The sequence below is a fragment of the Prevotella sp. P4-98 genome (assembly GCF_002251405.1).
In the GTDB taxonomy this organism is placed as follows: domain Bacteria; phylum Bacteroidota; class Bacteroidia; order Bacteroidales; family Bacteroidaceae; genus Prevotella.
In genome coordinates this window covers 45,455-68,268 of record NZ_NPJC01000038.1, presented here as the reverse complement: position 1 = coordinate 68,268, position 22,814 = coordinate 45,455, and the positions used below count along the sequence as shown (strand labels likewise).

Sequence of the window (22,814 nt, the reverse complement as noted above, 5' to 3'; positions counted from 1 at the left end):
TTGCCATCCGTCCTCTCCTTTGTTTCGTTGTGTGAAGGGAAATTAAGCTTCAGCAGGAGCTTCTGTCTCTGCTTCAGCAGCAGCCTTTGCGGCCTCTTCCTCTGCCTTTGCAGCCTCAGCAGCAGCCTTCTTCTCAGCTACCTTCTTGGCCATTTCCTCATTCAGTTTCTTTTCCTGAGCGAGCTCCTGAGCAGCAGCCTCTTTCTTGGCTTTGACCTCGTCTTCACGAACCTTGTCGAGACCCTTCTGCTTGTCAGCCTTCCATGCGTCGAACTTCTTCTGAGCAGCAGCCTCGTCGAAAGCGCCCTTCTTAATACCACCACGGAGGTGCTTCATCAGGTAAACGCCCTCACCGCTAAGGATGTTGCGAACGGTATCGGTGGGCTGTGCGCCTGCCTCTACCCAGTAAAGTGCGCGTTCGAAATTCAAATCTACTGTGGCAGGATTGGTGTTAGGGTTGAAAGTTCCAATCTTCTCAGTAAATTTACCATCACGTGGTGCTCTTGCGTCTGCGATTACGATGCTATAGAAAGCATAGCTCTTACGACCGCGACGTTGCAATCTGATTTTTGTTGCCATTGTTTTAAATAACTTTTAATGTTTAATAATTGAATTTCGTGCTACTATCTCGTAATAGCGGATGCAAAGGTACTGCTATTTTTCGGAATATCAGCGTTTTTTGAAAAGTTTTATCCTTTTGTTTTCGTTTTTTTAACCAATTACGGGTATTACGCCGCATTTTACTTCTTTTTCATCGTCACACCGACTTCCATTCCATTCACATTTTTCATCAATTTGGAAACGGTCTGGAGGTTTGCGTTACCCGACTTGGAACCAAATGCCTTGAAGAGATTGAGCAACTTGGTTGAGTTTGCAACAAACATGAGTTTCTTGCCTTCCAACTGAGTGGTGATGCTGACTGACTTAACACCCAACGTGGTAAGCTGCAACTTGGAGTCCTTGACACTCCATTTTCCTTGGGTGGTCTTTCCCTTTAATGTTGAAGTGAAAGTACCATCTTGTTTGAAAGTCATCGTCATTGCACCTGGTTTGATGCCTACGGTTGTCAGTTTGGTCTGAAGAATACTTTCCATCTTGTTGGCCGCAATCTTGGCCGCAGCATTCGTCAACACATTGTCTGATTTAAGAACGATGGCTGGTTCTTCATAAACCCATGTTCCGACAATATTTGCTGCACTGGCCTGTTTCTTACCTGAGAAGATAGCAGTAAGATTAGAAATAAGATTCGAACCTCCGCTACTGGTGGTATTATTGCCAAGTACGCTATCAAGTACGCCACTGATTGACTGTGCATTTGCGATTGCACACATCATGAGCATGAAGCCCATAATAACTGATTTCAAAGATAACTTTTTCATTGTTCTTATGCCTATATTATTAAAATGTCGCGCAAAAGTACTATAATTCAAGAAAAATGCAAAATAATATCGACAAAATTTCACCATACAAGCATTTTTTACTACTTTTGCAATCATGTACAAGCAAGGATTATCCATACTTATACCTGTATTCAACAGAAACTGCTGTGCGTTGGTCCAAGAACTACACGTTCAAGCTGTCAATTGTGGCATCGACTTCGAAATTATCGTTGTCGAAGATGGTTCTACCAATCCCAAATACGTTGATCAGAACAGACCAGTGGCAGCAATCGACCATGTGCGTTATATCATCCATGAAGAAAACATGGGGCGCGCAATCATCCGCAACTGGTTGGCAGACAAGGCAGAATATGACACATTACTATTTCTTGACTGCGATGTGGACATCCTTGACCCAGACTATCTGAAACGCTATCTTGACAACAAGGCTTCGGTGGTTTGTGGTGGCTTATGCATTGGTGGAGATGCAAATAAACTGCGTCACAGTTTGCGCTACCATTACGAGAAAACGCATGAGAAAGAATATACTGCAAAACAACGGAAACGCAACCCATACAAGAATTTCAGAACCACCAATTTTCTCATCGAACACAAAGTAATGGAAGGTTGCCGTTTTGATGAACGCTTTCGCCAATACGGCTACGAGGATGTGATTTTCGGAAAGACATTGAAACAAAACGGAATCATCATCTCACACATTGAGAATCCTGTATATCTCACCCGTTTTGAATCAAACACTTATTTCATGATCAAGACGGAAGAAGCTATGCATACTTTGTATAAATTCCGTAAAGACATTGTCCCCTACTCTCGGTTACTCCAGCATGTGGAAGTTCTTAAGAAGATTGGACTCTTGCCTGTTTTACGCTTAATATATAGAAGTTCCATCGGCTATTATCTCATGCGCAACCTAAATGGCGAGAGACCTGTCTCACAACTGTACAATCTTTACAAACTCATGTTCTTCGCATCATTGAAACCATAATATCGAAGGGGAAATTTCATTCTTCGTTTGCTATTCTTTCTACTCATAAGGACGGAAGAATGGACGCAATGTAAATTGAACAACAATATTTTTGGGATTAGTTATGCCCTTTGTTGTTTTATTGCCTATTTAGAATTATGCCGAGCATACCTATAAAAATCCGCAACACCTAAATTAGGCATTGCGGATTAGTATTTATATCGCTGGGAACTTCGTTAATAATTTCAGGGGACCATTGATATTGGTGAGTTTTCACTCAGCTTTCTTGTCTGGAAGAATCAAATTCAACACTACACCAACAACTGCTGAGAGGCCAATGCCAGAAATGGTAAATGAACCTGACGAGAGCACTGCCCCACCCAATCCCATGGTCAACATGACAGACATGATGATGACATTGCGCGTTTTGTTTAAATCAACCTTATTATGCATCAGATTCTGAACACCAACACTTGCAATCGTTCCAAACAGAAGAAGCATGATGCCGCCCAAAACAGCCTGAGGAATACTCTGAAGCAATGCACTAAGTTTGCCTACAATAGAAAAGCAGATGGCTGTGGCTGCTGCAATCCGGATAACAACCGGACTGGTGACTTTTGTGATAGACATTGCACCAGTCACTTCAGAATAGGTTGTTTCGGGAGGACCACCAAGTACGGCAGATGCCAAACAGGCAGCTCCGTCTCCCAGCATTGTCCGATGAAGGCCTGGCTCCTTGACAAAATCCTTGTCAGCAACCGCACTTACAACGTAAACATCTCCAATGTGCTCAAGAACCGGAGCTATTGCCACTGGCAACATATAGATAAAAGGTCCCCAAGAGAAATGACTCAACGTGTCAAACGACACAGGGCAGGATATCCAAGGCGCAGCGATTACTCCAGAGAAATCGACCTCACCCATTGCAATGGCCAACACATAACCAACTACCACACCTGTTATAATAGGAACAAGTTTCATAAGTCCACGGCAAAAGGTCAAAACGAGAATAGCTGTGATAAGCGCAGCAAAAGCCAAGATCCAATTGGTCTTTGCCATATTCACAGCACTTCCTGATAACGACAGACCTATCAGAATAATAGCAGGCCCAATGACAATAGGAGGAAAGATACGGTCAAGAAGACGTTTTCCTTGCCACTTGACAAGAGCACTCATCACAAAATAGACTAATGATACACTGGTTAGTCCCGCTATTGTCCCTGGAAGCCCCCACTGTTTGGAAGCAGCGATAATTGGGGCAATAAAAGCAAATGAACTTCCCAGAAAAATCGGGACTTTCCCTTTGGTAAGAAAATGAAAGAGAAATGTTCCCAGACCTGCGGTAAATAAAGCCGTTGCAGGATCAATGCCAATCAGTAGTGGCACAAGAACAGTTGCACCGAAAGCCACAAAGAGAAATTGTACGCCTACGATGGTTTTCTTAACTGTCGATAGTTGTTCTGTTTCCATAATAGTTATTATTAGTATTGAATGATTTAATCAAGATTGTAGTAATTGGTTTTAAGGTATGATACATTTCAAAAAAAATTGCTTGTCTCACGACAAGCAATTTTCAATTAACCTTAATAATCTAATACCATGAAAAACACGTTGCAAATATAGACGTTTTTTTTTATACCCGCAAGAGTTTTCGTATATTTCTTCAAATTTTTAACTTTCATTAAACCTTTTGCCATTCCACTTCAACATCACAGCTATTTCTTTTTCATTTTTTTGTCCTTCCATAGCAACAGGATTAAGAGCCTGAGAATATATTATCTGCAAATCGGAATTATCTGGAGAAACAAATGAGGCCACATACATCTGTTGAGGAAGAGTGATCAACTGGCTGGATGGAATCGGTTCCCAACTGGCCTTATAAAATGTTACATTACTTTCTGGAGCATCTTTTCCATAAGTAGCTACCAAACAGATGATACTGTCTCCATCTGCCAACAGCAAGCGGACATCATACCGCAAGGTTTCACTTATTTGCAAAGAGAACGCTTTATCGTTAAGCATCAGCAATTCGCTATGTCCATCCAACAGATTATCTACACGAGCTTTCATTTTCGATTCTATGAAATCCACCATGTCAAGTCTGTTGTTTTCTGTCAATTCAGGTGTTAACGATTTCGGCATGCTGAGAAATACATCTTTCATCGTATTTTGTGCCTCAGCTGCGAAAGTCGTCAATATCAATATTCCAAGGATTATTATCTTTCTCATGTTCGGTTCATTTTTATCCCTGTCTTATCCACGTCCGGGACGAAGATCTTTTACACGCACCGCCTTACCTTCACTCTGCGGAAGAGACCCCTTCTTTACCAAACGTACACGAGGCGTAAGAAGTATTTCGTCTTTCAATGCACGCTGAATGTCTTTGGTCATTCTCTGAAGTTCGGGATAGACGTCTGTATTCAATCCATCGAGTTCCACATCAACAGTCATTACATCATTATCGCCTTCTGAATCAAGCGTAATAAGATAATTGCTTCCCAAACCGGGATATTTGACAAGTATCTTTTCCACTTGCATGGGGAACACATTAACTCCCTTAATGATGAACATGTCATCTGTACGACCTTTGATACGGTCAATGCGTCTATGAGTGCGTCCGCACGGGCAATCGCCAGGCAGAATACGAGTCAAATCATGAGTGCGATAACGCAAAATGGGCATCATAGTACGGTCGAGAGTGGTAAGAACCATTTCTCCGATTTCTCCATCAGGAACGGGTTCTAAAGTATCGGGATCTATGATTTCCAAGATGTAGTTATCTTCCCAGAGGTGCATACCGTTTTGTTCCTGACACTCAAAAGCTACACCAGGACCATTCATCTCGGTCATTCCAAAAGAATTATAGGCTTTCACCCCCAACAATCGCTCGATGCGACGTCGTTGCTCATCTGTATGTGGCTCTGCCCCTATAAACAGAGTATGCAACTTTGTGCTTCGTGGATCTATACCTTCTTCATGAAAAACTTCCGCAAGACGAATGGCATAAGACGGAATGGCATGAAGACAAGTAGTGCCAAAATCACGGATGAACATAATCTGACGCTTAGAGTTACCAGCAGCAGCAGGTACCGTAGTGGCTCCAAGTTTTTCTGCACCATACTGGAAACCTAATCCGCCAGTAAACATGCCGTAGCCACTGGAATTTTGGAAGACATCAGTATCTCTGCAACCAACCATATACATACTACGAGCAATCATATTTGCCCATGACTCTATATCATGGCGAGAATATGTCACAACTGTCGGATTTCCTGTTGTACCACTGGAAGAATGGATGCGGATTGCATCTTTCATATTGCCTCCAACAAGTCCGAAAGGATAGTTTTCGCGCAAGTCCTGTTTAGTGGTAAAAGGCAAGCGTCTTACATCATCAATGGTCTTGATAGTATCTGATGTAATACCTCGTTCGCCCAACACCCGTTTGTAAAAGGGGGATTGAAGGCATATGTCAATAGTTCGACGGAGTTTTTCTACCTGAAGTGCCTCTAATTGCTGACGGGGCATGGTCTCAAGCTCCGGTTGCCAGTATTCTACGTTTTTCATTTTTGCTCTGTATTTATGTTTTATAGTTTTAATGTTTTATCATAATCAAATGGAAGATCGCGCCCTATACTTGTTACTATAAGACCAGCTCCATTTTTATCTATTATCTCTCTGATGATATGAGCCATTTCATAGGAATTCGTGTCATCAAGGTGAGAAATGGGTTCGTCAGCTACGAGAAAATCAAAAGGCTGTACAAGAGAGCGCAGCAAGGCTACCCTTTGCTGTTGACCTTGTGAAAGTTGACCTGCCTTCACATCAAGTTTGTCAGAAAGTCCAAGCCGCGAAAACCAGTCTTTGACTTCAACCGCCGACGCTGAAGAAGTCAGGCGATTCTTTATCATTACGTTTTCATACGCAGTAAGTTCCGCGAAAAGGCGCATTTCCTGAAAGAGCATAGCGATATGACGTTGGCGAACTTCTACCCATTGCCTAATAGCATAAGATTTAATATCCGTCTTGTCGAAAAGAATCTGTCCTGTATAATCATTTCTATAACCCTGAAGATAACTACAGAACGTACTTTTACCACAGCCACTATCTGCTGCGACAAGGTATTTCTTGCCACGTTCAAAGGTTACCTGTGACTTCCACACTTCTGAATGCAAATCTGTAACCTCTGCAAACACCCGTGGAGTCACTTGATTAAAAGAAATGCTATGCATGACTAATCTGTTTTATAAGGTTTACTCAACTGAGCCATCATTACAGCAGACAATCCTGCTGTTTCCGTACGCAGACGACTCTTTCCCAAATGTACGGATTTGTATCCCAGACTGATAGCCTGTCGCACCTCTTCTATAGAGAAATCACCTTCAGGACCAACAAGTATGGTAACAGGTGTGTCTGCAGGCAGATGATTCAATTCGTCAAAAAGATAAGTACGTTCGACTTCTTCATAGCAATGGGCAATAAACTTGTCACCAGGTCGTTCTGCAGCGACAAACTGGCTGAAAGATTGCATTTCATCAAGATTCGTTTTCCATGCCTTTCGGCTCTGTTTCATGGCCGAAATCACGATTTTTTCCATTCGTGGAAGTTTGATTTGCCGACGTTCCGAAAAGCGACAATCCAAAAATGAAATATCATCGACTCCCACTTCCACAGCTTTTTCCAACAACCATTCCATACGGTCAAGCATCTTTGTCGGTGCAATAGCCAAATGAATACGTCCACTCCAAGGACGCTGTTGTGGTAATGTCTCAAGGATGCGGTATAAGCAATGATGATTGGACGCAACAGAGACCTCCGCCTTATAGAAAGTTCCCTCTCCATCCATTAACATCATCTCATCGCCTGGTTGCAAACGCAACACCCGAACAGCATGTTGTGCTTCTGCGGATGGTAAGGCGTCGCACTCACCAGCCTTTGGAACATAGAAATACCGAACTTCTTTCATTCTTTTCCATTTCAAATTTACATATTCTTAGGTTTGAACAGAATGGCGAAAAGGATTCCCACCACAAGTGCATAACCCGCAAATATCAACCAACAAGTGCGCCAATCACCCATCAGATAACCATCTGGAGTGAACGCACAATAATGATTGATGATCTTACCTGCCAATAACGTACCAATGGTGGCACCAAGGCCATTCGTCATCAGCATAAACAGTCCTTGTGCAGAGGCGCGCACCTTGATGTCGCACTTCTGATCGACAAAAAGTCCGCCAGACACATTGAAGAAATCGAAAGCCACACCATATACAATACACGACAACACAAACAGGATAACTCCAGGGAAAGCAGGATTTCCCAATCCAAAGAATCCAAAGCGTAAAACCCATGCAAACATGGCAATGAGCATGACAATCTTGATACCATAACGTTTAAGGACAAACGGTATCAACAGGATGCAAAGTGCTTCGGCCACCTGGGATATTGACACCAACAGCGTTGCGTTGTTGGCAGCAAACGTATTTATCATGGCAGGATCACCTTTGAATGATGTGATAAATGGAGTTGCATAACCATTGGTAACCTGCAAAGACATGCCCAACATGGCGGAGAAAATGAAGAAAAGTGCCATCTGCTTGCTCTTGAATAACCGGAAAGCGTCAAGTCCCCATGCTTCTGAAAGCGATTGTTTTTCCTTCTTCACTAATTTGCACTCTGGGAATGTGAAACAATACAAGAAAAGTACCAAACTCATCAGGCCAGAAACCAAGAACTGGAAATGAGTATATTGGAACTTATTGTTGTTGTCACCCAAGACAAAGAGCAAGGATCCATTATCCCATGCAGCACAGTTCACAAGCCACATCATGACAATGAAACCAACTGTTCCAAACACGCGAATGGGTGGGAAATCTTTTACCGTATCAAGGCCATTGTTCTTCAATATTGTAAATGCCACCGTATTGGATAATGCCAAGGTAGGCATATAGAAAGCAACACTAAAGGTATAAACAGCCATAAACAGGGATTCATCTGGCTGACCAGCGGTCTGTCCCATCCAGAACAAACCACACATCGAAACTCCTGCAAGAAGATGACACAAACCCAACAGACGTTGAGGCTGGATATATTTGTCAGCCACAATACCTATAAGTGTAGGCATAAAGATTGAGACAACACCTTGAATGGCATAGAACCATGAGATTTCTGCTCCCATACCCGCTTTACCAAGATAATTGCCCATAGATATGAGGTATGCTCCCCAAACGGCAAACTCGATGAAGTTCATCAGTGCCAAACGTACCTTGATGCTCATATGGTTCTGTTTTATTTTATGTTATTGGTTTGTTATCATCCCAAAGGGTTGGTCTGCCCTGTGCGTCATTTCTTACTTCCAGACGTTTGGGCACCCATTCCGTGTATGGGTATTCTTTGTTTAACGGGAATACTTCGCGTATGATTCCGTTTTGTATCATTACGACCTGCCGTGTCAGCAGACAATGGTCTGGCATCTTTAATTCTAAGCATGCTATCCTTCTTGGTTTCATCTTTAATAGGTTCTACAGATAATGGTTTGTCGTTTTGTTCTTCTTTTCTCTGATGGAATCGAATCAGTTGCAAGTCGTTAATAAACATCATACGACGTACATTGCGATCTTGATGGTCTGAAGCAAGATAAACAAAACCTGTCATTTCCTTCAATCGATAGTCACGATTGACAGGAACACGAATTTGTGAAAGTCCAGACATCGTGATATGATAAACGGTCTGTACGATACTGTCGCCTTCATATGTAGATAAGAGGCACACTACAGCATCACGAGAGCCCGCCTCGTAGATGTAATCGGAGTTAAACTGGAACATGAAACTGTCACCTTTATGATAACTGGAATCTGCTTTCAGGGAGAAGTCAAAACGATTGGCTGTGGGCAATGGCATTAACATCACTTCCGAAGGACCGCGCCAAACATTGGCAGTATCACCTGTTGTACCATAAGTAGAAAGTCCGAAAGAGCCACTTGTCACACCAAGGGCAGAAGCTTCGTTATTGAGACGTTCACTAACATTCTGGTATATTTTCTTCAGTCTCTCAGCATGAGAGTAATAGTACACCAATGAAGAGTCAAATTCAGCTTCTGTAACCTGATATTTACGTAAAACAGCTTGAAAATAGCCATTCTCATCATACGGTAGGCTGTTCTTTTGTCCTTCACGCCCCATAGCTTGAGCAACATGGTAATCATAAAGGATGTCTTCCATGTCGCTGGGTTGAATATAGTCAGCCGGTACTGTGGGTTTGCAGGAGAACGTAACTGACAGAAGCAGAATTATGACTATTATATGTTTCATATTCACGTTTTTTAGAGCGCATACCTCGTTGCGCCAATTTTCATTTGCTTCTTCTAAATTCAATCTCACCAATTTCTTTCCTATAGAAAAGCAACAACAGAACAGCACCTACTGAAATAGCCGCATCCGCAAAGTTAAAGACAGGGCTGAAGAAAACAAATGGATTTCCACCTACTCTTGGTATCCACTCAGGCCAGGTAGTAACGATAAGTGGGAAATAGAACATGTCAACCACCTTACCCATCAGAAACGGAGCATAGCCTGTTCCAAAGGGCACGAAGTATGAGACATAATAATTGGACGATGCGTTGAATATCAGACCATAGAACATCGAATCAAAAATATTTCCTGCCGCACCTGCCATTACCATGGACAAACAGGCAATATATCCCCAACGTGCATTCTTCTTAACCTGTCGAACAATATACCAGCCGAGTATGGCAACGGCAATGATACGAAAGATTGAAAGTATCAGTTTACTGCCAATCTCCATTCCATAAGCCATACCATTGTTTTCAATGAACACGATTTTAAACCACGAGAAGATTTCTATCTGCTCGTGGAGTGCCATATTCGTTTTGACCAATATCTTGATAATTTGGTCAATCAAGAGGATGGCGGTCACTATAAGTGCTGCCATCCATCCGCGTTTCATCTTAAGATTCAGTGCCATTTACCTATTTTTTGCCAGCCATTTTCGACTCCACACTTAAGGTGGCATGAGGAACGGCACGCAGGCGTTCTTTTGGTATGAGTTTTCCGGTAATCCGGTCTATACCATAAGTTTTGTTCTCAATACGAACCAATGCTGCTTTCAGTCCTTGAATGAACTTCTGCTGACGAGCTGCAAGCGAGATAATTTCTTCTTTCGACTGGGCAGCACTTCCTTCTTCAAGAGCCTTATATGTTGGTGATGTATCATCAACATCATTAGAGTCTTGATTCATCAGAACTCGCATCATCTGATCGTAATCACGTTTGGCCAATGCCAACTTTTCGTTGATAATCTGACGGAACTCTTCCAGTTCTTCATCTGTGTATCTGGTCTTTTCTGTTGCCATAATACTTAAATTTAGGATTTGTTATAATCAGGATTTTGTTACTTGTATATTCAGTTTGAAATCATCAAATTCCACTTCTATGCCATCATTGGGGCTGATAGTAATATCATCGGCGAGAACCTGTGTCTTGATATAATCACCAAATCCCTTAACAGCCTGCTCAATTTCTGCATTTGGTGCAAGAACGATTTGAATACGGTCTGTGATTTCCAAACCGCTATCCTTACGGATATTCTGCACACGGTTGATAATTTCACGAGCCATACCCTCTTGCTTGAGCTCATCGGTGAGTTCGACCTCAAGGGCAACGGTCAATGAACCCTCGTTAGCAACAAGCCATCCGGGAATATCTTCACTAATGATTTCTACGTCTGCCAGTTCGACATCAAGATTCTGTCCGTCAACCTGTATGGCAATAGTACCTTTATTCTCCAAATCAGCAATCTGTTCCTGAGAGAGTCCACTCATCTGTGCTGCAACACCTTTCATGAGTTTACCATACTTCTTACCCATTGTACGGAAATTGCATTTCACTTTCTTGACAAGGATACCTGCACCTTCAACAAAGTTAAGCTCCTTGACATTAACTTCATTAAGTATAAGATCTTTGACAGCCTCTATGTGACGCTTTTGTTCTGCAGTGGCAGGAATCATGATGCTCTGTAGCGGTTGACGTACCTTGATATTGACCTTACGACGCAAGGCAAGAACCATAGACGTAATCTGTTGTGCCATTTCCATTCTTGCTTCAAGGTCAGCGTCTATCAATGCTTCATCTGCAGTAGGATAAGCATCAAGGTGTACGCTGTCTTTCTCTCCACCAAGGTCACGATACAACTGATCAGAATAGAACGGTGCAAATGGAGCCAACAAGCGGCTTACAGTCATCAGACAGGTATAAAGAGTCTCGTAGGCTGAACGTTTGTCGTCACTCATTTCCTTACCCCAGAAACGTTTACGATTAAGACGTACGTACCAGTTGGAAAGGTCGTTGTTTACAAATGCATCTATTAGACGACCTGCACGTGTTGGATCATAGTTTTCGAGTTCTGCAGTTACTTTCTTAATCAATGTATTCAAGCAAGACAGAATCCAACGGTCAATTTCTGGACGTTTTGCAAAGTCTATCTGCTGCTGGCCTGGTTCAAAACCATCTACGTTTGCATACAAAGCAAAGAAGCTGTATGTATTGTAAAGTGTTCCAAAGAACTTGCGACGCACTTCATCCACTCCCTCTGGGTCAAACTTCAAGTTGTCCCAAGGTTCTGAATTGGTCATCATGTAAAGACGTACGGCATCTGTACCATATTTCTCTATCATATCGAAAGGATTCACCACATTGCCGACGTGTTTCGACATTTTGTTTCCTTTTGCGTCCAACACAAGACCTGATGATATTACATTCTTGAAAGCTACCGAATCGAAAATCATCGTAGCGATTGCATGCAGTGTGAAGAACCAACCACGTGTCTGATCGACTCCCTCGTTGATAAAGTCAGCGGGGAAAGCTTTCTTCTTATCAATAGCATCTTGATTTTCAAATGGATAGTGAATCTGTGCATAAGGCATAGAACCAGAATCGAACCAAACATCGATCAAGTCTGCTTCACGCTTCATTGGCTTACCAGATTGGCTAACCAGAATAATATAATCAACGTAAGGACGGTGCAAGTCTATTTTGTCGTAGTTTTCCTGCGACATATTTCCTGGCACAAAGCCTTGGTCTTTCAATGGATTTGACTTCATGAAGCCTGCAGCCACTGATTTTTCTATTTCATTGTAGAGTTCTTCTACACTTCCGATACAGATTTCTTCTCCTTCTTCTGAACGCCAAATAGGCAAAGGAGTACCCCAGAAGCGTGAACGTGACAGGTTCCAGTCATTGAGGTTGTCAAGCCAGTTGCCAAAACGTCCACTTCCTGTTGATTCAGGTTGCCAGTTGATGGTTTTGTTAAGTTCGCTCATTCTCTCCTTGCAAGCCGAGCTTCGGATAAACCAAGAATCGAGTGGATAATAAAGTACTGGTTTGTCGGTACGCCAACAATGTGGATAGCTATGGACATGTTTCTCAATTTTGAAAACCTTGCCAGCAGCTTTTAGGTCCATACAAATACTGATGTCGAGCGTTTCGTCTTTATCGGTAAGTGTGTCATCGTAGGCATTTTTGACATAACGACCACTATATTTACCCCACTCTTCCAGATTAACATACTTGCTAACAAAATCAGCATCGAGATCTTCAACCAAATAGTATTTACCTTCGAGATCGACTACAGGACGCTCTGCGCCTTTCTTATCGATCAAGACAATGGCAGGAACACCAGCTTTTTTGGCAACAAAAGCATCATCAGCACCAAAGTTTGGTGCAATATGTACGATACCTGTACCATCCTCAGTGGTCACATAATCACCAAGGATAACACGGAATGCGCCTTCACCGATTGGCGAAATCATGGGCAGCAACTGCTCATAATGAATATTCTCGAGATCGGTTCCTTTATAATGTTCTACAACACGCCAAGGAATAATTTTATCACCAGCCTTATACGCTTCAAAATCAGCATTTTTACCTTCTTGCTTAAAGTATGCGTTCAAGCGTGCTTCTGCCATTACGACAGTAACGGGAGCTGCTGTATAGGGATTAAAGGTTTCAACAGCCACATAATCTATTTTAGGACCTACGCAGAGTGCTGAGTTAGCCGCAAGAGTCCAAGGCGTAGTTGTCCAAGCAAGGAAATAAAGCTCGCCCCATCCTTTTTGTTTGAGTGCATCAACGACAGCATTTCCTTCTGCCTCTTTGATTTTGAACATTCCTGTACAAGTAGTATCCTTTACATCACGATAGCAACCAGGTTGGTTCAACTCATGTGACGAGAGTCCCGTTCCTGCTGCTGGCGAATAAGGCTGTATAGTGTATCCCTTATAGAGAAGGTTCTTCTGGTAGAATTGCTTAAGAAGCCACCACAGGGTTTCAATATACTTATTGTCGTAAGTGATATAGGGATGGTCAAGATCCACAAAGTAACCCATACGTTCAGTAAGATCACGCCATTCTGCGGTGTACATCATCACATTTTCACGGCATTTACGGTTGTAATCTTCTGTAGAAATATAGCGTTCGCTCTCTTTATTATCAATATCTGCCTTAGTAATTCCGAGTTCTTTCTCCACTCCAAGCTCCACAGGCAGTCCATGAGTATCCCACCCTGCTTTACGATGTACTTGATAGCCCTGCATGGTCTTGTATCTATTGAAAGTATCTTTTATAGAACGGGCAAGTACGTGATGGATTCCAGGATGTCCGTTTGCTGAGGGAGGTCCCTCAAAGAATACGAATTGTGGGCATCCCTCTCGCTCGTCAATAGAGCGTAAGAAAACGTTCTTATCTTTCCACATCTGCAGGATATCATTGTTAACCTGCGTCAAGTTCAAACCGCCGTGTTCGGCGAATCTCTTTGCCATAGTTTTATTTTGTTTTTTTGTTTCCTTTATTAAATAATGTGCAAAGGTAACTTTTTTTTCTGAAATATCCAAAATTATACGCTGTATTACAACAATTTCGCCAATCTGTCACGTAATTGTTGCGCCTCACTTTTACGGATAGCCATACGGATGACACAGGTATTATCATATGTTTGTGAAATAATACGTGGATTCATATCTTTGACTATACGCATTACATCGTTCATTTGTGGATAGGTAAAGGTATAGCTGACTTCTTCTTCCACCTGTCGCAACTCCATCTTCGCATGCGCCAAAGCATCTGCTGCTGCTTCACGGTAAGCCACAATAAGTCCTGAAGTTCCGAGATTGACACCGCCATAATATCTAACGACAACAATAAGGATATCTGTCAGTTCGTTTGAATTGATTTGTCCCAAGATAGGTTTTCCTGCTGTACTACTTGGTTCGCCATCATCATTTGCACGAAAATCAGCACGTTCGGCACCAAGCATATACGCATAACAAACATGGCGAGCATCGTAGTACTTTTTTCGATACCCTGCCAAGATAAGTTTTATTTCATCATGATTTTCCACATGATGAGCGAAAGCGAGGAACTTGCTCCGTTTTTCGGTGTAGTATCCCTCGCTTGTCGCTGATATTGTTTTAAATTCGTCAGTCATCTAACGTTTTTCAAGGACGTCCCAAAAGACGCCATTATTAACCGTATGTTTATGACAGTTTATGGATTACAAGTCCTGAGCGCAATTTTGGTTCAAACCAAGTTGCCTTTGGCGGCATAATTTTTCCACTATCGGCAATATCCATGATTTGCTGCATTGTTACAGGATAAAGTGCTAAAGCTGCACGCATTTCTCCACTGTCAACACGGCGTTTGAGCTCACCAAGTCCACGAAGGCCCCCCACAAAGTCAATACGCTTAGAAGAACGGAGGTCACCAATGTTGAGAATCTCGTCGAGAATCAAACGACTGGAGATATCCACATCAAGCACCCCGATTGGGTCAGTATTGTCGTAAGTACCCTCTTTTGCTGTCAAAGCAAACCAGTGTCCGTCAAGATAGAGTGAGAATTCATGCAAACGTTGCGGTTTGTAGATTTCTTCTCCTTTGTCTTCAACGATGAAATTAACCTGTAAGGCAGCAAGAAACTCTTCCGAAGTCAATCCATTGAGATCTTTAACAACTCGGTTGTAATCAAGGATGGTGAGTTGGCTGGCTTGGAAACAAACAGCCATAAAATAATTATACTCTTCAGTTCCTTTGTGGTTAGGATTCTGCTTTTGCTTCTCAGCTCCCACAAGTGCAGCAGCCGCAGAGCGGTGGTGACCGTCAGCAATATAAAGGCTGGGCATCTTGGCAAATTCCTCGGTGATGGTCTGAATATCAGCCTCATCAGCAATTACCCAGAACTGATGTCGGAATCCGTCTATCGGAGCTATGAAATCATATTCAGGCTCTGTTGCTGCGTAGCGTGCAATAAGTTTATCGAGCACATCATTGTCTGGATATGCAAAGAACACCGGTTCAATATTAGCATCGTTGACACGTACATGCTTCATACGATCCTCTTCCTTATCTCGACGGGTCAGTTCATGTTTCTTGATATTGCCATTTATGTAGTCATCTACATAAGCACCAACGACAAGACCATATTGAGTTTTGCCGTTCATAGTCTGAGCATAGATATAATAGTGTTCATCGGCATCTTGCACAAGCCATCCCTTATCTTGGAACTTCTTGAAGTTTTCTGCAGCCTTTTCATAAACACGCGGATCATACTCTGAAGTACCTACAGGAAAATCAATTTCCGGTTTGATAATATGGTAAAGACTCTTCTCATTGTCTCCTGCTTCAGCACGTGCTTCTTCAGAATCGAGAACATCGTACGGACGACTCTCCACTTGTTCTACAAGTTCTTTGGGAGGGCGTACACCCTTGAACGGTTTGATTGTTGCCATAGTTGTTTTTGTTTTTGAGTAATACTTGATGCAAAAGTACACAAAAGATACGAGAATGCAAAATGTTTCGCATCATTTCTCTTGTTTATCCGAGCTTTATATCAGGAGTTTCTATTTTGTTGCTATTTTTTCGTATTGCATACTGTACACCAAACATTATTTACCAGTTTACAAAAAAAGAAAAAGAAATAACCTAAAACAAAAAAAAAGAGCCGCCAGAAGCCTCAAAAGCCTCACGCCAGATTGCCCTTATTCTTGAGTTAGCTTATGTCCGATAAAAGACAAAAAAGAACCATCGTGACATACGGCCGAAACCACATATCACGATGGTAATATCAGTTTAGAAAAATTATTTGTTTACCTGGAATTTTGTGCAACCATCCTTAAAGAATGCATTGATTTGCTTTGCAGCAGCAATACCAGCATTGATATTAGCCTCAGCAGTCTGTGCACCCATTTTTTTCGGAGTAGAGAAGTAACGACCTTCAAATTTACGGAATTCCGCATCAGCTTCAGGCATAATGTCTGTTACATATTTCAGGTCTTCTCTTTCTGCCATGAGTTTCAAGAGTTCGGGTTCGTTGATAACTTCCTTACGAGCTGTATTTACGAGCACGCCACCCTTCTTCAGTTTGTTTACCAATGCATAATTAATGCTCTGCTTGGTTTCCGGAGTAGCAGGAATGTGCAACGAAACAACATCGCAAGTTTCAAAGAGAGCATCCTGATTGGCTACTGCATGCACGCCAGCCTGTTCAATGACTTCTGCTGGACAGAAAGCATCATAGGCATAAACATCCATTCCAAATCCTTTGGCGATACGGGCTACGTTACGACCAACGTTACCAAAAGCCAGTATACCGAGTTTCTTACCAAACAGTTCCGAACCGCTCTTACCGTTGTAGAAACCACGAACAGCCATTACCAACATGCCAAATACAAGTTCAGCAACTGCATTTGAGTTTTGGCCTGGTGTATTCTCAGCCACTACCTGATGAGCTGTGGCAGCTGCAAGGTCAATATTATCATAACCAGCTCCTGCACGAACCACAATTTTCAATTGTTTTGCCGCATCAAGCACCTCTGCATCAACCTTATCAGAACGGATAATCATTGCATCGGCATCTTTCACTGCATCAAGCAATTGCGCTTTTTCTGTATATTTCTCCAGCAACACGAGTTCGTTGCCGGCAGCCTCTACTTCGGCCTTGATACCATTGACAGCAGCTGCTGCAAATGGTTTTTCTGTTGCTACTAATACTTTCATTGTTGTCAGAATTAATGTTTAGCTTCAAATTCTTTCATACAAGCTACAAGAGCCTCGCAACCTTCAATGGTCTGAGCATTGTAGCATGATGCACGGAAACCTCCTACAGAACGGTGTCCCTTCACACCTACCATACCCTTAGATACAGCGAAGTCAAGGAATTCTTTCTCCAGTTCTTTGTACTCGTCGTTCATTACGAAACAGATATTCATCAGCGAGCGATCCTCTGTTGCTGCAGTTCCACGGAACAACTTGTTGCGGTCGATTTCTCCGTAAACGATTTCTGCGCGCTTCTGAGCCAACTTATCCATTGTCTCTACGCCGCCGTTTTTCTTAATCCAACGGAGAGTTTCAAGAGCAGAATAGATGGGGACCACAGGAGGAGTGTTAAACATAGACCCCTTTTCTACGTGTGTACGATAGTCAAGCATGGTAGGAATCTCACGAGGAGCTTTACCCAATTTCTCGTCTTTCACGATTACAATTGTTACACCAGCCATAGCCAGATTTTTCTGTGCTCCAGCGTAGATTGCATCATACTTCTTAACGTCAATAGGACGGCTGAAAATATCAGAAGACATGTCTGCAATTAAAGGTACATTTACATCCAGATCCTTACGCATCTCAGTACCATAGATGGTATTGTTGGTTGTAATATGGAGATAATCAACATCAGCGGGCACAGTCCAATCCTTTGGAATGAAAGTATAGTTGGCATCTGCTGAAGAAGCCACCTCTACTACTTCGCCAAACAATTTTGCTTCCTTCATGGCTTTCTTTGCCCAAACACCTGTGTTCAAATAAGCAGCCTTCTTAATAAGGAAGTTGTATGGAATCATACAAAACTCCAGCGAAGCACCACCGCCGAGGAAAATCACAGAATAGCCCTCTGGAACTTGCAGCAGCTCCTTGACAAGAGCCACAGCTTCATCCACTACAGGCTGGAAATCTTTGGCACGATGGCTGATCTCCATCAGAGAGAGACCTGAACCATTGAAGTCTAAACACTGTTGAGCGGTCTTTTCAATCACCTCACGTGGGAGCATTGAGGGACCGGCGTTAAAGTTGTACTTCTTCATTTTGATTGTGAATTTGAGTTAGTATTTATTTTATTATTCTGTCACTGTTTTGTTAGACGGCGCGAAGTTACACTTTTAATTTGAATTGGACAAATTTTTGCACAAAAATCAAGCATTTTTAGTTATTTTCTTACATTTTGCCACTCAGAAGTAGCAAATTTCTATCTTACAGGCTCTATTACCGTCTTAATTCCTTTAATTTTTTCGCCTTGGGTCTGACGCAGAACCTGATTCATTTTTGCCCGACTAACCGCTACATATGTATAACGGTCATTCACATCGATCTTGCCGATTTCAGCAGCTTCAAGTCCTCCCTTCTTGCAGAGGAATCCGACAATATCCCCACGGCTCACCTTATCTTTTTTTCCTTTACCTATATATATAGTGGCCATCCGAGGCACAGGCACGTTTTTTTTCTCGTTGCTCGGGACATACGACTCTACGTTTCCTTTCACATAGTCTGGAATATGTTCTTCAGGTCCAGTAATAAAGAATGCTTTGCCTTTCGCATCCCAACGGGCAGTACGCCCCACCCGATGAACATAACCTTCTTCACTCTCTGGCATGTGATAATGAACGATATTGGCAATATCAGGAATATCAAGTCCACGCGAGGCAAGATCCGTACTTACCAACACATTAGCCGAACCGTTAGAGAATCGGTAGAGTGCAGCCTCACGCTCCTTTTGTTCCAACCCGCCATGGAAACAACTTGTAACAAATCCGTTGTTTTTCAAGAATCCATCCACACGTTCTACACTATCACGGTAATTAAGGAATACGATGGTACTACTATCTCCAAATCCCAGCAACAATTGCCGCAACGTTTCCAACTTATCTTTGACAGGACTCTTGACTTCGTAAAGTGTTACACGGTCCGAGGTTTGTTCCTGATTATCGAGGAACGAGAGTGTATGGGCTTTCGCCAATGAAACAAAAGCAGGGATTTCTTCGGCATCTGTTGCAGACAATAAAATGCGGCGACGCAAACCTGGTAAAGATTGAATAAGCCGTTGCATTTCATCCTGAAATCCCATCTGCAAGCATTTGTCAAACTCATCTATAATGAGCCAACGCACACCATAGCGAGAGATATTTTCCTTACCAAGATGATCGTTCAGGCGTCCAGGTGTTCCAAATACCACTTGTGGCTTAACATCCTTCAGCATCCGGTGTTCTTCCATGGCAGTACGTCCCCCATAACAACTGGCAGAACGGATTCCACATCTCATACTTCGAAGCACCTGGTCAGACTGCAGGGCCAATTCTCGGCCAGGCACCACGACCAAGGCCTGCACGTCTTCCGATGAGCTATCGATCATCTGAACCAAAGGCAGAAGATATGCTAATGTCTTACCCGAACCTGTGGGCGAGAGCACTACCACATCATTTTTCTCATGAAGGATAACTTCCCCCACCTGCTTTTGCATTTCGTTAGCCTCTTCGATATGCAATTCCCGGAATATCTTCTGAATGTCCATCTTGAGCATAAATCAAAACAGGCGTGCCACAACAAGACACGCCCATTTTAATCAGTTTATTATTTCTTATCTTCTTTCTTGTCAGCCTTTTTAAACGTTGACTTATAATGCTTATTCAAACCGTTTATCACGTCTTGCGTAATATCATAACGTTTTGCTGCGTACAGGATATTGTCACCCTGCTTGGTCAGAATAATATCGTATTTCTTATCCTTGTTGTAAGCGGCAAGGAAATGCTGCAAACTGTCACGAAGACCGTCATTATAGGTTTGGGTCTCGTTGGCCAGTTCGTTTTCCAGGCGAGCCTGCAACTGTTGCAAGTCATTCTGTTGACGCTGAATGGCCAACTGCTGGCTTTCTGCCTGTTCTCGGCTTGCAAATCCATTATTGTTAAGTTTCTGCTGGAAATTGTTCATTGCATTCTGCAACTGCTGTCCCTTTTGATTAAGGGTATTGCGTGCGTTATTGCTTTTTTTCTGAAGCACAAGAGTGAAATCCTTGCAGAAATCATACTGTGTCATCAGAGAATCAACCTCAACGTAGGCGATTTTAATTCCTGACTCACTACCATTAGCTTCATTTGCAGGCTGCTCATCCATCTTTGGTGCAGCGTTATTACAAGAAGCGAGTGCAACAATGGCAGCAAAGGCCATTGTGCTGAAAACGTACTTTTTCATTGTTTTTTTCTATTTTTATTTTATTATTTTTCTATTCGCTCAGAAACTGCAAACCGACTTTTCCGACGCATTTCGCGATCTTGATCCATGACACAATGGATTCCCCGATCTTTCATGGCCTTACTGTCGTGAATATGTTGCGACTCAAAGCGGCCATTTTTCCGAAATATCAACTTCACACATAAAAAAGTGACGCTGATAGCAATTATTAACGCTGTCGATAGCAATATTTCAATCATTTTTCTTACTTTTGTCGCTGCAAAGTTAAACAAATAATTCTGAAATCCACAATAATAAACATTAATAATGAATAAAAGTGAGTTAAAACCTGCTGTTGTCTTCGAACAATTCGCGAAGATCAACGAAATTCCACGTCCATCAAAACGTGAAGAGAAAATGATTGAGTACTTGACTAACTGGGGTAAAAGCCATAGTCTGGACACTCATGTCGATGAAGTCGGCAACGTCATTATCCGCAAGGGAGCCACTCCAGGCTATGAAAACCGCAAGACGGTCGTACTGCAAAGCCACATGGACATGGTTTGCGATAAACTTGTCGATGTAGAGTTTGATTTCGACAAAGACCCCATCAAGACCTATATTGATGGCGAATGGCTTACTGCTGAGGGCACCACTCTTGGTGCCGACGACGGTATTGGTTGCGCCATTGAACTCGCCATTTTGGAGAGCAATGATATTGAGCATGGTCCAGTGGAGTGTGTCTTTACCCGTGATGAAGAGACTGGTCTGAGCGGCGCTGTGGGTATGAAGTCCGGATTCATGACAGGCGATTATCTCATCAATCTTGACTCAGAAGATGAGGGCGAGATTTTTGTATCATGCGCAGGTGGTCGCAACACCACAGTAAAATTCACCTTCAAGCGTGAAGCAGCTCCTGAGGGCAGCTTTTTCCTCCGCGCCCAAGTCAAGGGTTTGGTAGGCGGTCACTCTGGCGACGACATCAACAAGAAGCGTGCAAACGCTATTAAACTGTTGGGACGTTTTCTTTTTGCCGAGATGATGAAATACGAAGGCATCCGTTTGGCCCAGTTCAACTCCGGCAAACTTCACAATGCCATTCCCCGCGACGGTTCTTTTGTCATTGCCGTCCCCAATGCTTTGAAGGAGAACATCCGCGCAGACTGGAATATTTTTGCCAGCGATGTAGAAGACGAATTCCACGTGACCGACCCATCTATGGAATGGTTCATGGAATCTGCCGATGCCGAGCCTGTTATTGAGGAGCAGGTTGCTCGCAATTTCATCTATGCCGTACAAGCCGTTGACAATGGTATTTTAGCCATCTGCCAAGACGAGGCTTTGGGCGGTATGGTTGAAACCTCCAGCAACTTTGCCAGCGTTGCAACATCTGAAAACGAAATCAACATCGTCACCTCTCAACGTTCAAATGTAATGTCCAATCTCGACAACATGTGCAACACCGTAAGTGCAGCCTTCATGCTGGCAGGAGCCGAAGTACATACCGGTGACGGTTATCCTGCTTGGAAGATGCGTTCAGACAGCGACCTTCAGAAAATCGTCGTTGCATCGTATGAGAAGCTCTTCGGCAAGACACCTGTTGTACGCGGCATTCATGCAGGTTTGGAGTGTGGTCTTTTCTCTGAGCGTTATCCCAACCTCGACATGGTGAGCTTCGGTCCCACCCTGCGTTTTGTCCACACCCCCGACGAGCGTCTCTACATTCCTACCGTACAGATGGTATGGGATCATCTGCTTGATATACTGAAAAACATTCCTGCCAAATGATCAAGTCATTATCCATTACAATAGTCTCACTCGTGCTGTTACTCACATCTTGTGGGCAACAGCACGAGGCTGAGGCCTTGGTGGAGGACTTCATGGATAAGAACATGAAAGATGAGGTCAGCATCAATGCCCGTCGCTTCACCGACATTGACTCTACATTTCTACTTACCAACGACGTCATCCAGAAGATGCGCAACAAGGCGGCAAATGGAGGTCAACGCTACAAGAAGGGCATAAAATATGCGGATGGCAATCCCACCCGCAAATTATTCATCACCCGTGTGAAATATTATGTTGACACATTGGAATGTTCCGACACTTATTATCTCAACGCCGACCTGACACACATTGTGGCATTCAAAGAAAACTGAACCTTGTTTTCCA

General features: G+C 42.9%; 21 protein-coding genes. 3 read left to right on the top strand and 18 right to left on the bottom strand.

The window, feature by feature from the left end:
• Nucleotides 1-42: 42 nt before the first annotated feature.
• Together CIK96_RS06140 and CIK96_RS06135 are read right to left on the bottom strand one after the other, a co-directional pair.
• Nucleotides 43-579: a 30S ribosomal protein S16 gene (locus CIK96_RS06140; RefSeq protein ID WP_094389916.1), complete on the bottom strand. Its 537-nt coding sequence runs from the start codon at nucleotides 577-579 to the stop codon at nucleotides 43-45.
• A 161-nt stretch (nucleotides 580-740) separates the two neighbouring features.
• Nucleotides 741-1,379 (bottom strand): lipocalin-like domain-containing protein, encoded by a 639-nt coding sequence (locus tag CIK96_RS06135; RefSeq protein ID WP_158214838.1) that lies wholly within the window; start codon nucleotides 1,377-1,379, stop codon nucleotides 741-743.
• 115 nt (nucleotides 1,380-1,494) lie between these two features.
• Here CIK96_RS06135 and CIK96_RS06130 point away from each other — a divergent pair, with 115 nt between their 5' ends.
• A complete protein-coding gene (locus tag CIK96_RS06130) occupies nucleotides 1,495-2,385 on the top strand; it encodes a glycosyltransferase family 2 protein (RefSeq protein ID WP_094436186.1) in 891 nt (296 codons plus the stop codon).
• 252 nt (nucleotides 2,386-2,637) lie between these two features.
• On the opposite strand, the gene CIK96_RS06125 is transcribed toward CIK96_RS06130, so the two are convergent.
• From CIK96_RS06125 to CIK96_RS06050, 16 genes are all read right to left on the bottom strand, one after another.
• Nucleotides 2,638-3,834 carry a uracil-xanthine permease family protein gene (locus tag CIK96_RS06125; protein WP_094440060.1) on the bottom strand — a complete coding sequence of 399 codons (1,197 nt, stop codon included), beginning with the start codon at nucleotides 3,832-3,834 and terminating at the stop codon, nucleotides 2,638-2,640.
• A gap of 201 nt (nucleotides 3,835-4,035) precedes the next feature.
• Entirely contained in the window at nucleotides 4,036-4,593 is a 558-nt protein-coding gene (locus CIK96_RS06120) for a DUF3256 family protein (RefSeq protein WP_094436182.1), read from the bottom strand.
• A gap of 24 nt (nucleotides 4,594-4,617) precedes the next feature.
• A complete protein-coding gene (locus CIK96_RS06115) occupies nucleotides 4,618-5,928 on the bottom strand; it encodes a phenylacetate--CoA ligase family protein (RefSeq protein WP_094436180.1) in 1,311 nt (436 codons plus the stop codon).
• Nucleotides 5,929-5,948: 20 nt separating this feature from the next.
• Entirely contained in the window at nucleotides 5,949-6,593 is a 645-nt protein-coding gene (locus CIK96_RS06110) for an ATP-binding cassette domain-containing protein (RefSeq protein WP_094389911.1), read from the bottom strand.
• Nucleotides 6,594-6,595: 2 nt separating this feature from the next.
• Complete coding sequence (locus tag CIK96_RS06105) at nucleotides 6,596-7,327, bottom strand: 16S rRNA (uracil(1498)-N(3))-methyltransferase (protein WP_094389910.1); 732 nt, start codon at nucleotides 7,325-7,327, stop codon at nucleotides 6,596-6,598.
• Between the two features lie 17 nt (nucleotides 7,328-7,344).
• Nucleotides 7,345-8,640 (bottom strand): MFS transporter, encoded by a 1,296-nt coding sequence (locus CIK96_RS06100; protein ID WP_094440059.1) that lies wholly within the window; start codon nucleotides 8,638-8,640, stop codon nucleotides 7,345-7,347.
• Between the two features lie 65 nt (nucleotides 8,641-8,705).
• Nucleotides 8,706-9,674: a DUF4296 domain-containing protein gene (locus CIK96_RS06095; protein WP_094389908.1), complete on the bottom strand. Its 969-nt coding sequence runs from the start codon at nucleotides 9,672-9,674 to the stop codon at nucleotides 8,706-8,708.
• A gap of 40 nt (nucleotides 9,675-9,714) precedes the next feature.
• On the bottom strand, nucleotides 9,715-10,347 hold the full coding sequence (locus CIK96_RS06090) for a lipoprotein signal peptidase (RefSeq protein WP_254046301.1): 633 nt from the start codon (nucleotides 10,345-10,347) through the stop codon (nucleotides 9,715-9,717).
• Between the two features lie 4 nt (nucleotides 10,348-10,351).
• Entirely contained in the window at nucleotides 10,352-10,735 is a 384-nt protein-coding gene (locus CIK96_RS06085) for a molecular chaperone DnaK (RefSeq protein ID WP_094389907.1), read from the bottom strand.
• 27 nt (nucleotides 10,736-10,762) lie between these two features.
• Nucleotides 10,763-14,197, bottom strand: a complete 3,435-nt coding sequence (ileS, locus tag CIK96_RS06080; RefSeq protein WP_094436172.1) for an isoleucine--tRNA ligase — start codon at nucleotides 14,195-14,197, stop codon at nucleotides 10,763-10,765.
• Nucleotides 14,198-14,283: 86 nt separating this feature from the next.
• Nucleotides 14,284-14,862: a YigZ family protein gene (locus tag CIK96_RS06075; RefSeq protein WP_094389905.1), complete on the bottom strand. Its 579-nt coding sequence runs from the start codon at nucleotides 14,860-14,862 to the stop codon at nucleotides 14,284-14,286.
• Nucleotides 14,863-14,911: 49 nt separating this feature from the next.
• Nucleotides 14,912-16,159 carry a DUF1015 domain-containing protein gene (locus tag CIK96_RS06070; RefSeq protein ID WP_094389904.1) on the bottom strand — a complete coding sequence of 416 codons (1,248 nt, stop codon included), beginning with the start codon at nucleotides 16,157-16,159 and terminating at the stop codon, nucleotides 14,912-14,914.
• A gap of 349 nt (nucleotides 16,160-16,508) precedes the next feature.
• Nucleotides 16,509-17,426 (bottom strand): NAD(P)-dependent oxidoreductase, encoded by a 918-nt coding sequence (locus CIK96_RS06065; RefSeq protein WP_094389903.1) that lies wholly within the window; start codon nucleotides 17,424-17,426, stop codon nucleotides 16,509-16,511.
• 11 nt (nucleotides 17,427-17,437) lie between these two features.
• The gene (gene serC, locus CIK96_RS06060) at nucleotides 17,438-18,505 is read right to left on the bottom strand and encodes a 3-phosphoserine/phosphohydroxythreonine transaminase (RefSeq protein ID WP_094389902.1); all 1,068 of its coding nucleotides are present in this window, start codon (nucleotides 18,503-18,505) and stop codon (nucleotides 17,438-17,440) included.
• A gap of 161 nt (nucleotides 18,506-18,666) precedes the next feature.
• A complete protein-coding gene (locus tag CIK96_RS06055; protein WP_094436204.1) occupies nucleotides 18,667-19,986 on the bottom strand; it encodes a DEAD/DEAH box helicase in 1,320 nt (439 codons plus the stop codon).
• A 59-nt stretch (nucleotides 19,987-20,045) separates the two neighbouring features.
• Nucleotides 20,046-20,663 carry an OmpH family outer membrane protein gene (locus CIK96_RS06050; RefSeq protein ID WP_094389901.1) on the bottom strand — a complete coding sequence of 206 codons (618 nt, stop codon included), beginning with the start codon at nucleotides 20,661-20,663 and terminating at the stop codon, nucleotides 20,046-20,048.
• Nucleotides 20,664-20,969: 306 nt separating this feature from the next.
• Between CIK96_RS06050 and CIK96_RS06040 the strand changes: the two genes are divergently transcribed.
• Together CIK96_RS06040 and CIK96_RS06035 are read left to right on the top strand one after the other, a co-directional pair.
• A complete protein-coding gene (locus tag CIK96_RS06040; RefSeq protein WP_094389899.1) occupies nucleotides 20,970-22,430 on the top strand; it encodes an aminoacyl-histidine dipeptidase in 1,461 nt (486 codons plus the stop codon).
• Nucleotides 22,427-22,801 carry a hypothetical protein gene (locus tag CIK96_RS06035; RefSeq protein WP_094440058.1) on the top strand — a complete coding sequence of 125 codons (375 nt, stop codon included), beginning with the start codon at nucleotides 22,427-22,429 and terminating at the stop codon, nucleotides 22,799-22,801. The genes CIK96_RS06040 and CIK96_RS06035 overlap by 4 nt, the downstream gene beginning before the upstream one ends.
• The last annotated feature ends 13 nt before the right edge of the window (nucleotides 22,802-22,814 follow it).

What these genes read in the sequence shown, in the direction of transcription:
- CIK96_RS06095 (WP_094389908.1), bottom strand. Translation starts at nt 9,674, where the DNA reads ATGAAACATATAATAGTCATAATTCTGCTTCTGTCAGTTACGTTCTCC.
- CIK96_RS06040 (WP_094389899.1), top strand. Translation starts at nt 20,970, where the DNA reads ATGAATAAAAGTGAGTTAAAACCTGCTGTTGTCTTCGAACAATTCGCG.
- CIK96_RS06140 (WP_094389916.1), bottom strand. Translation starts at nt 579, where the DNA reads ATGGCAACAAAAATCAGATTGCAACGTCGCGGTCGTAAGAGCTATGCT.
- CIK96_RS06035 (WP_094440058.1), top strand. Translation starts at nt 22,427, where the DNA reads ATGATCAAGTCATTATCCATTACAATAGTCTCACTCGTGCTGTTACTC.
- CIK96_RS06070 (WP_094389904.1), bottom strand. Translation starts at nt 16,159, where the DNA reads ATGGCAACAATCAAACCGTTCAAGGGTGTACGCCCTCCCAAAGAACTT.
- CIK96_RS06100 (WP_094440059.1), bottom strand. Translation starts at nt 8,640, where the DNA reads ATGAGCATCAAGGTACGTTTGGCACTGATGAACTTCATCGAGTTTGCC.
- CIK96_RS06065 (WP_094389903.1), bottom strand. Translation starts at nt 17,426, where the DNA reads ATGAAAGTATTAGTAGCAACAGAAAAACCATTTGCAGCAGCTGCTGTC.
- CIK96_RS06115 (WP_094436180.1), bottom strand. Translation starts at nt 5,928, where the DNA reads ATGAAAAACGTAGAATACTGGCAACCGGAGCTTGAGACCATGCCCCGT.
- CIK96_RS06090 (WP_254046301.1), bottom strand. Translation starts at nt 10,347, where the DNA reads ATGGCACTGAATCTTAAGATGAAACGCGGATGGATGGCAGCACTTATA.
- CIK96_RS06075 (WP_094389905.1), bottom strand. Translation starts at nt 14,862, where the DNA reads ATGACTGACGAATTTAAAACAATATCAGCGACAAGCGAGGGATACTAC.
- CIK96_RS06050 (WP_094389901.1), bottom strand. Translation starts at nt 20,663, where the DNA reads ATGAAAAAGTACGTTTTCAGCACAATGGCCTTTGCTGCCATTGTTGCA.
- CIK96_RS06105 (WP_094389910.1), bottom strand. Translation starts at nt 7,327, where the DNA reads ATGAAAGAAGTTCGGTATTTCTATGTTCCAAAGGCTGGTGAGTGCGAC.
- serC (WP_094389902.1), bottom strand. Translation starts at nt 18,505, where the DNA reads ATGAAGAAGTACAACTTTAACGCCGGTCCCTCAATGCTCCCACGTGAG.
- CIK96_RS06085 (WP_094389907.1), bottom strand. Translation starts at nt 10,735, where the DNA reads ATGGCAACAGAAAAGACCAGATACACAGATGAAGAACTGGAAGAGTTC.
- CIK96_RS06110 (WP_094389911.1), bottom strand. Translation starts at nt 6,593, where the DNA reads ATGCATAGCATTTCTTTTAATCAAGTGACTCCACGGGTGTTTGCAGAG.
- CIK96_RS06130 (WP_094436186.1), top strand. Translation starts at nt 1,495, where the DNA reads ATGTACAAGCAAGGATTATCCATACTTATACCTGTATTCAACAGAAAC.
- CIK96_RS06120 (WP_094436182.1), bottom strand. Translation starts at nt 4,593, where the DNA reads ATGAGAAAGATAATAATCCTTGGAATATTGATATTGACGACTTTCGCA.
- CIK96_RS06055 (WP_094436204.1), bottom strand. Translation starts at nt 19,986, where the DNA reads ATGGACATTCAGAAGATATTCCGGGAATTGCATATCGAAGAGGCTAAC.
- CIK96_RS06135 (WP_158214838.1), bottom strand. Translation starts at nt 1,379, where the DNA reads ATGAAAAAGTTATCTTTGAAATCAGTTATTATGGGCTTCATGCTCATG.
- CIK96_RS06125 (WP_094440060.1), bottom strand. Translation starts at nt 3,834, where the DNA reads ATGGAAACAGAACAACTATCGACAGTTAAGAAAACCATCGTAGGCGTA.
- ileS (WP_094436172.1), bottom strand. Translation starts at nt 14,197, where the DNA reads ATGGCAAAGAGATTCGCCGAACACGGCGGTTTGAACTTGACGCAGGTT.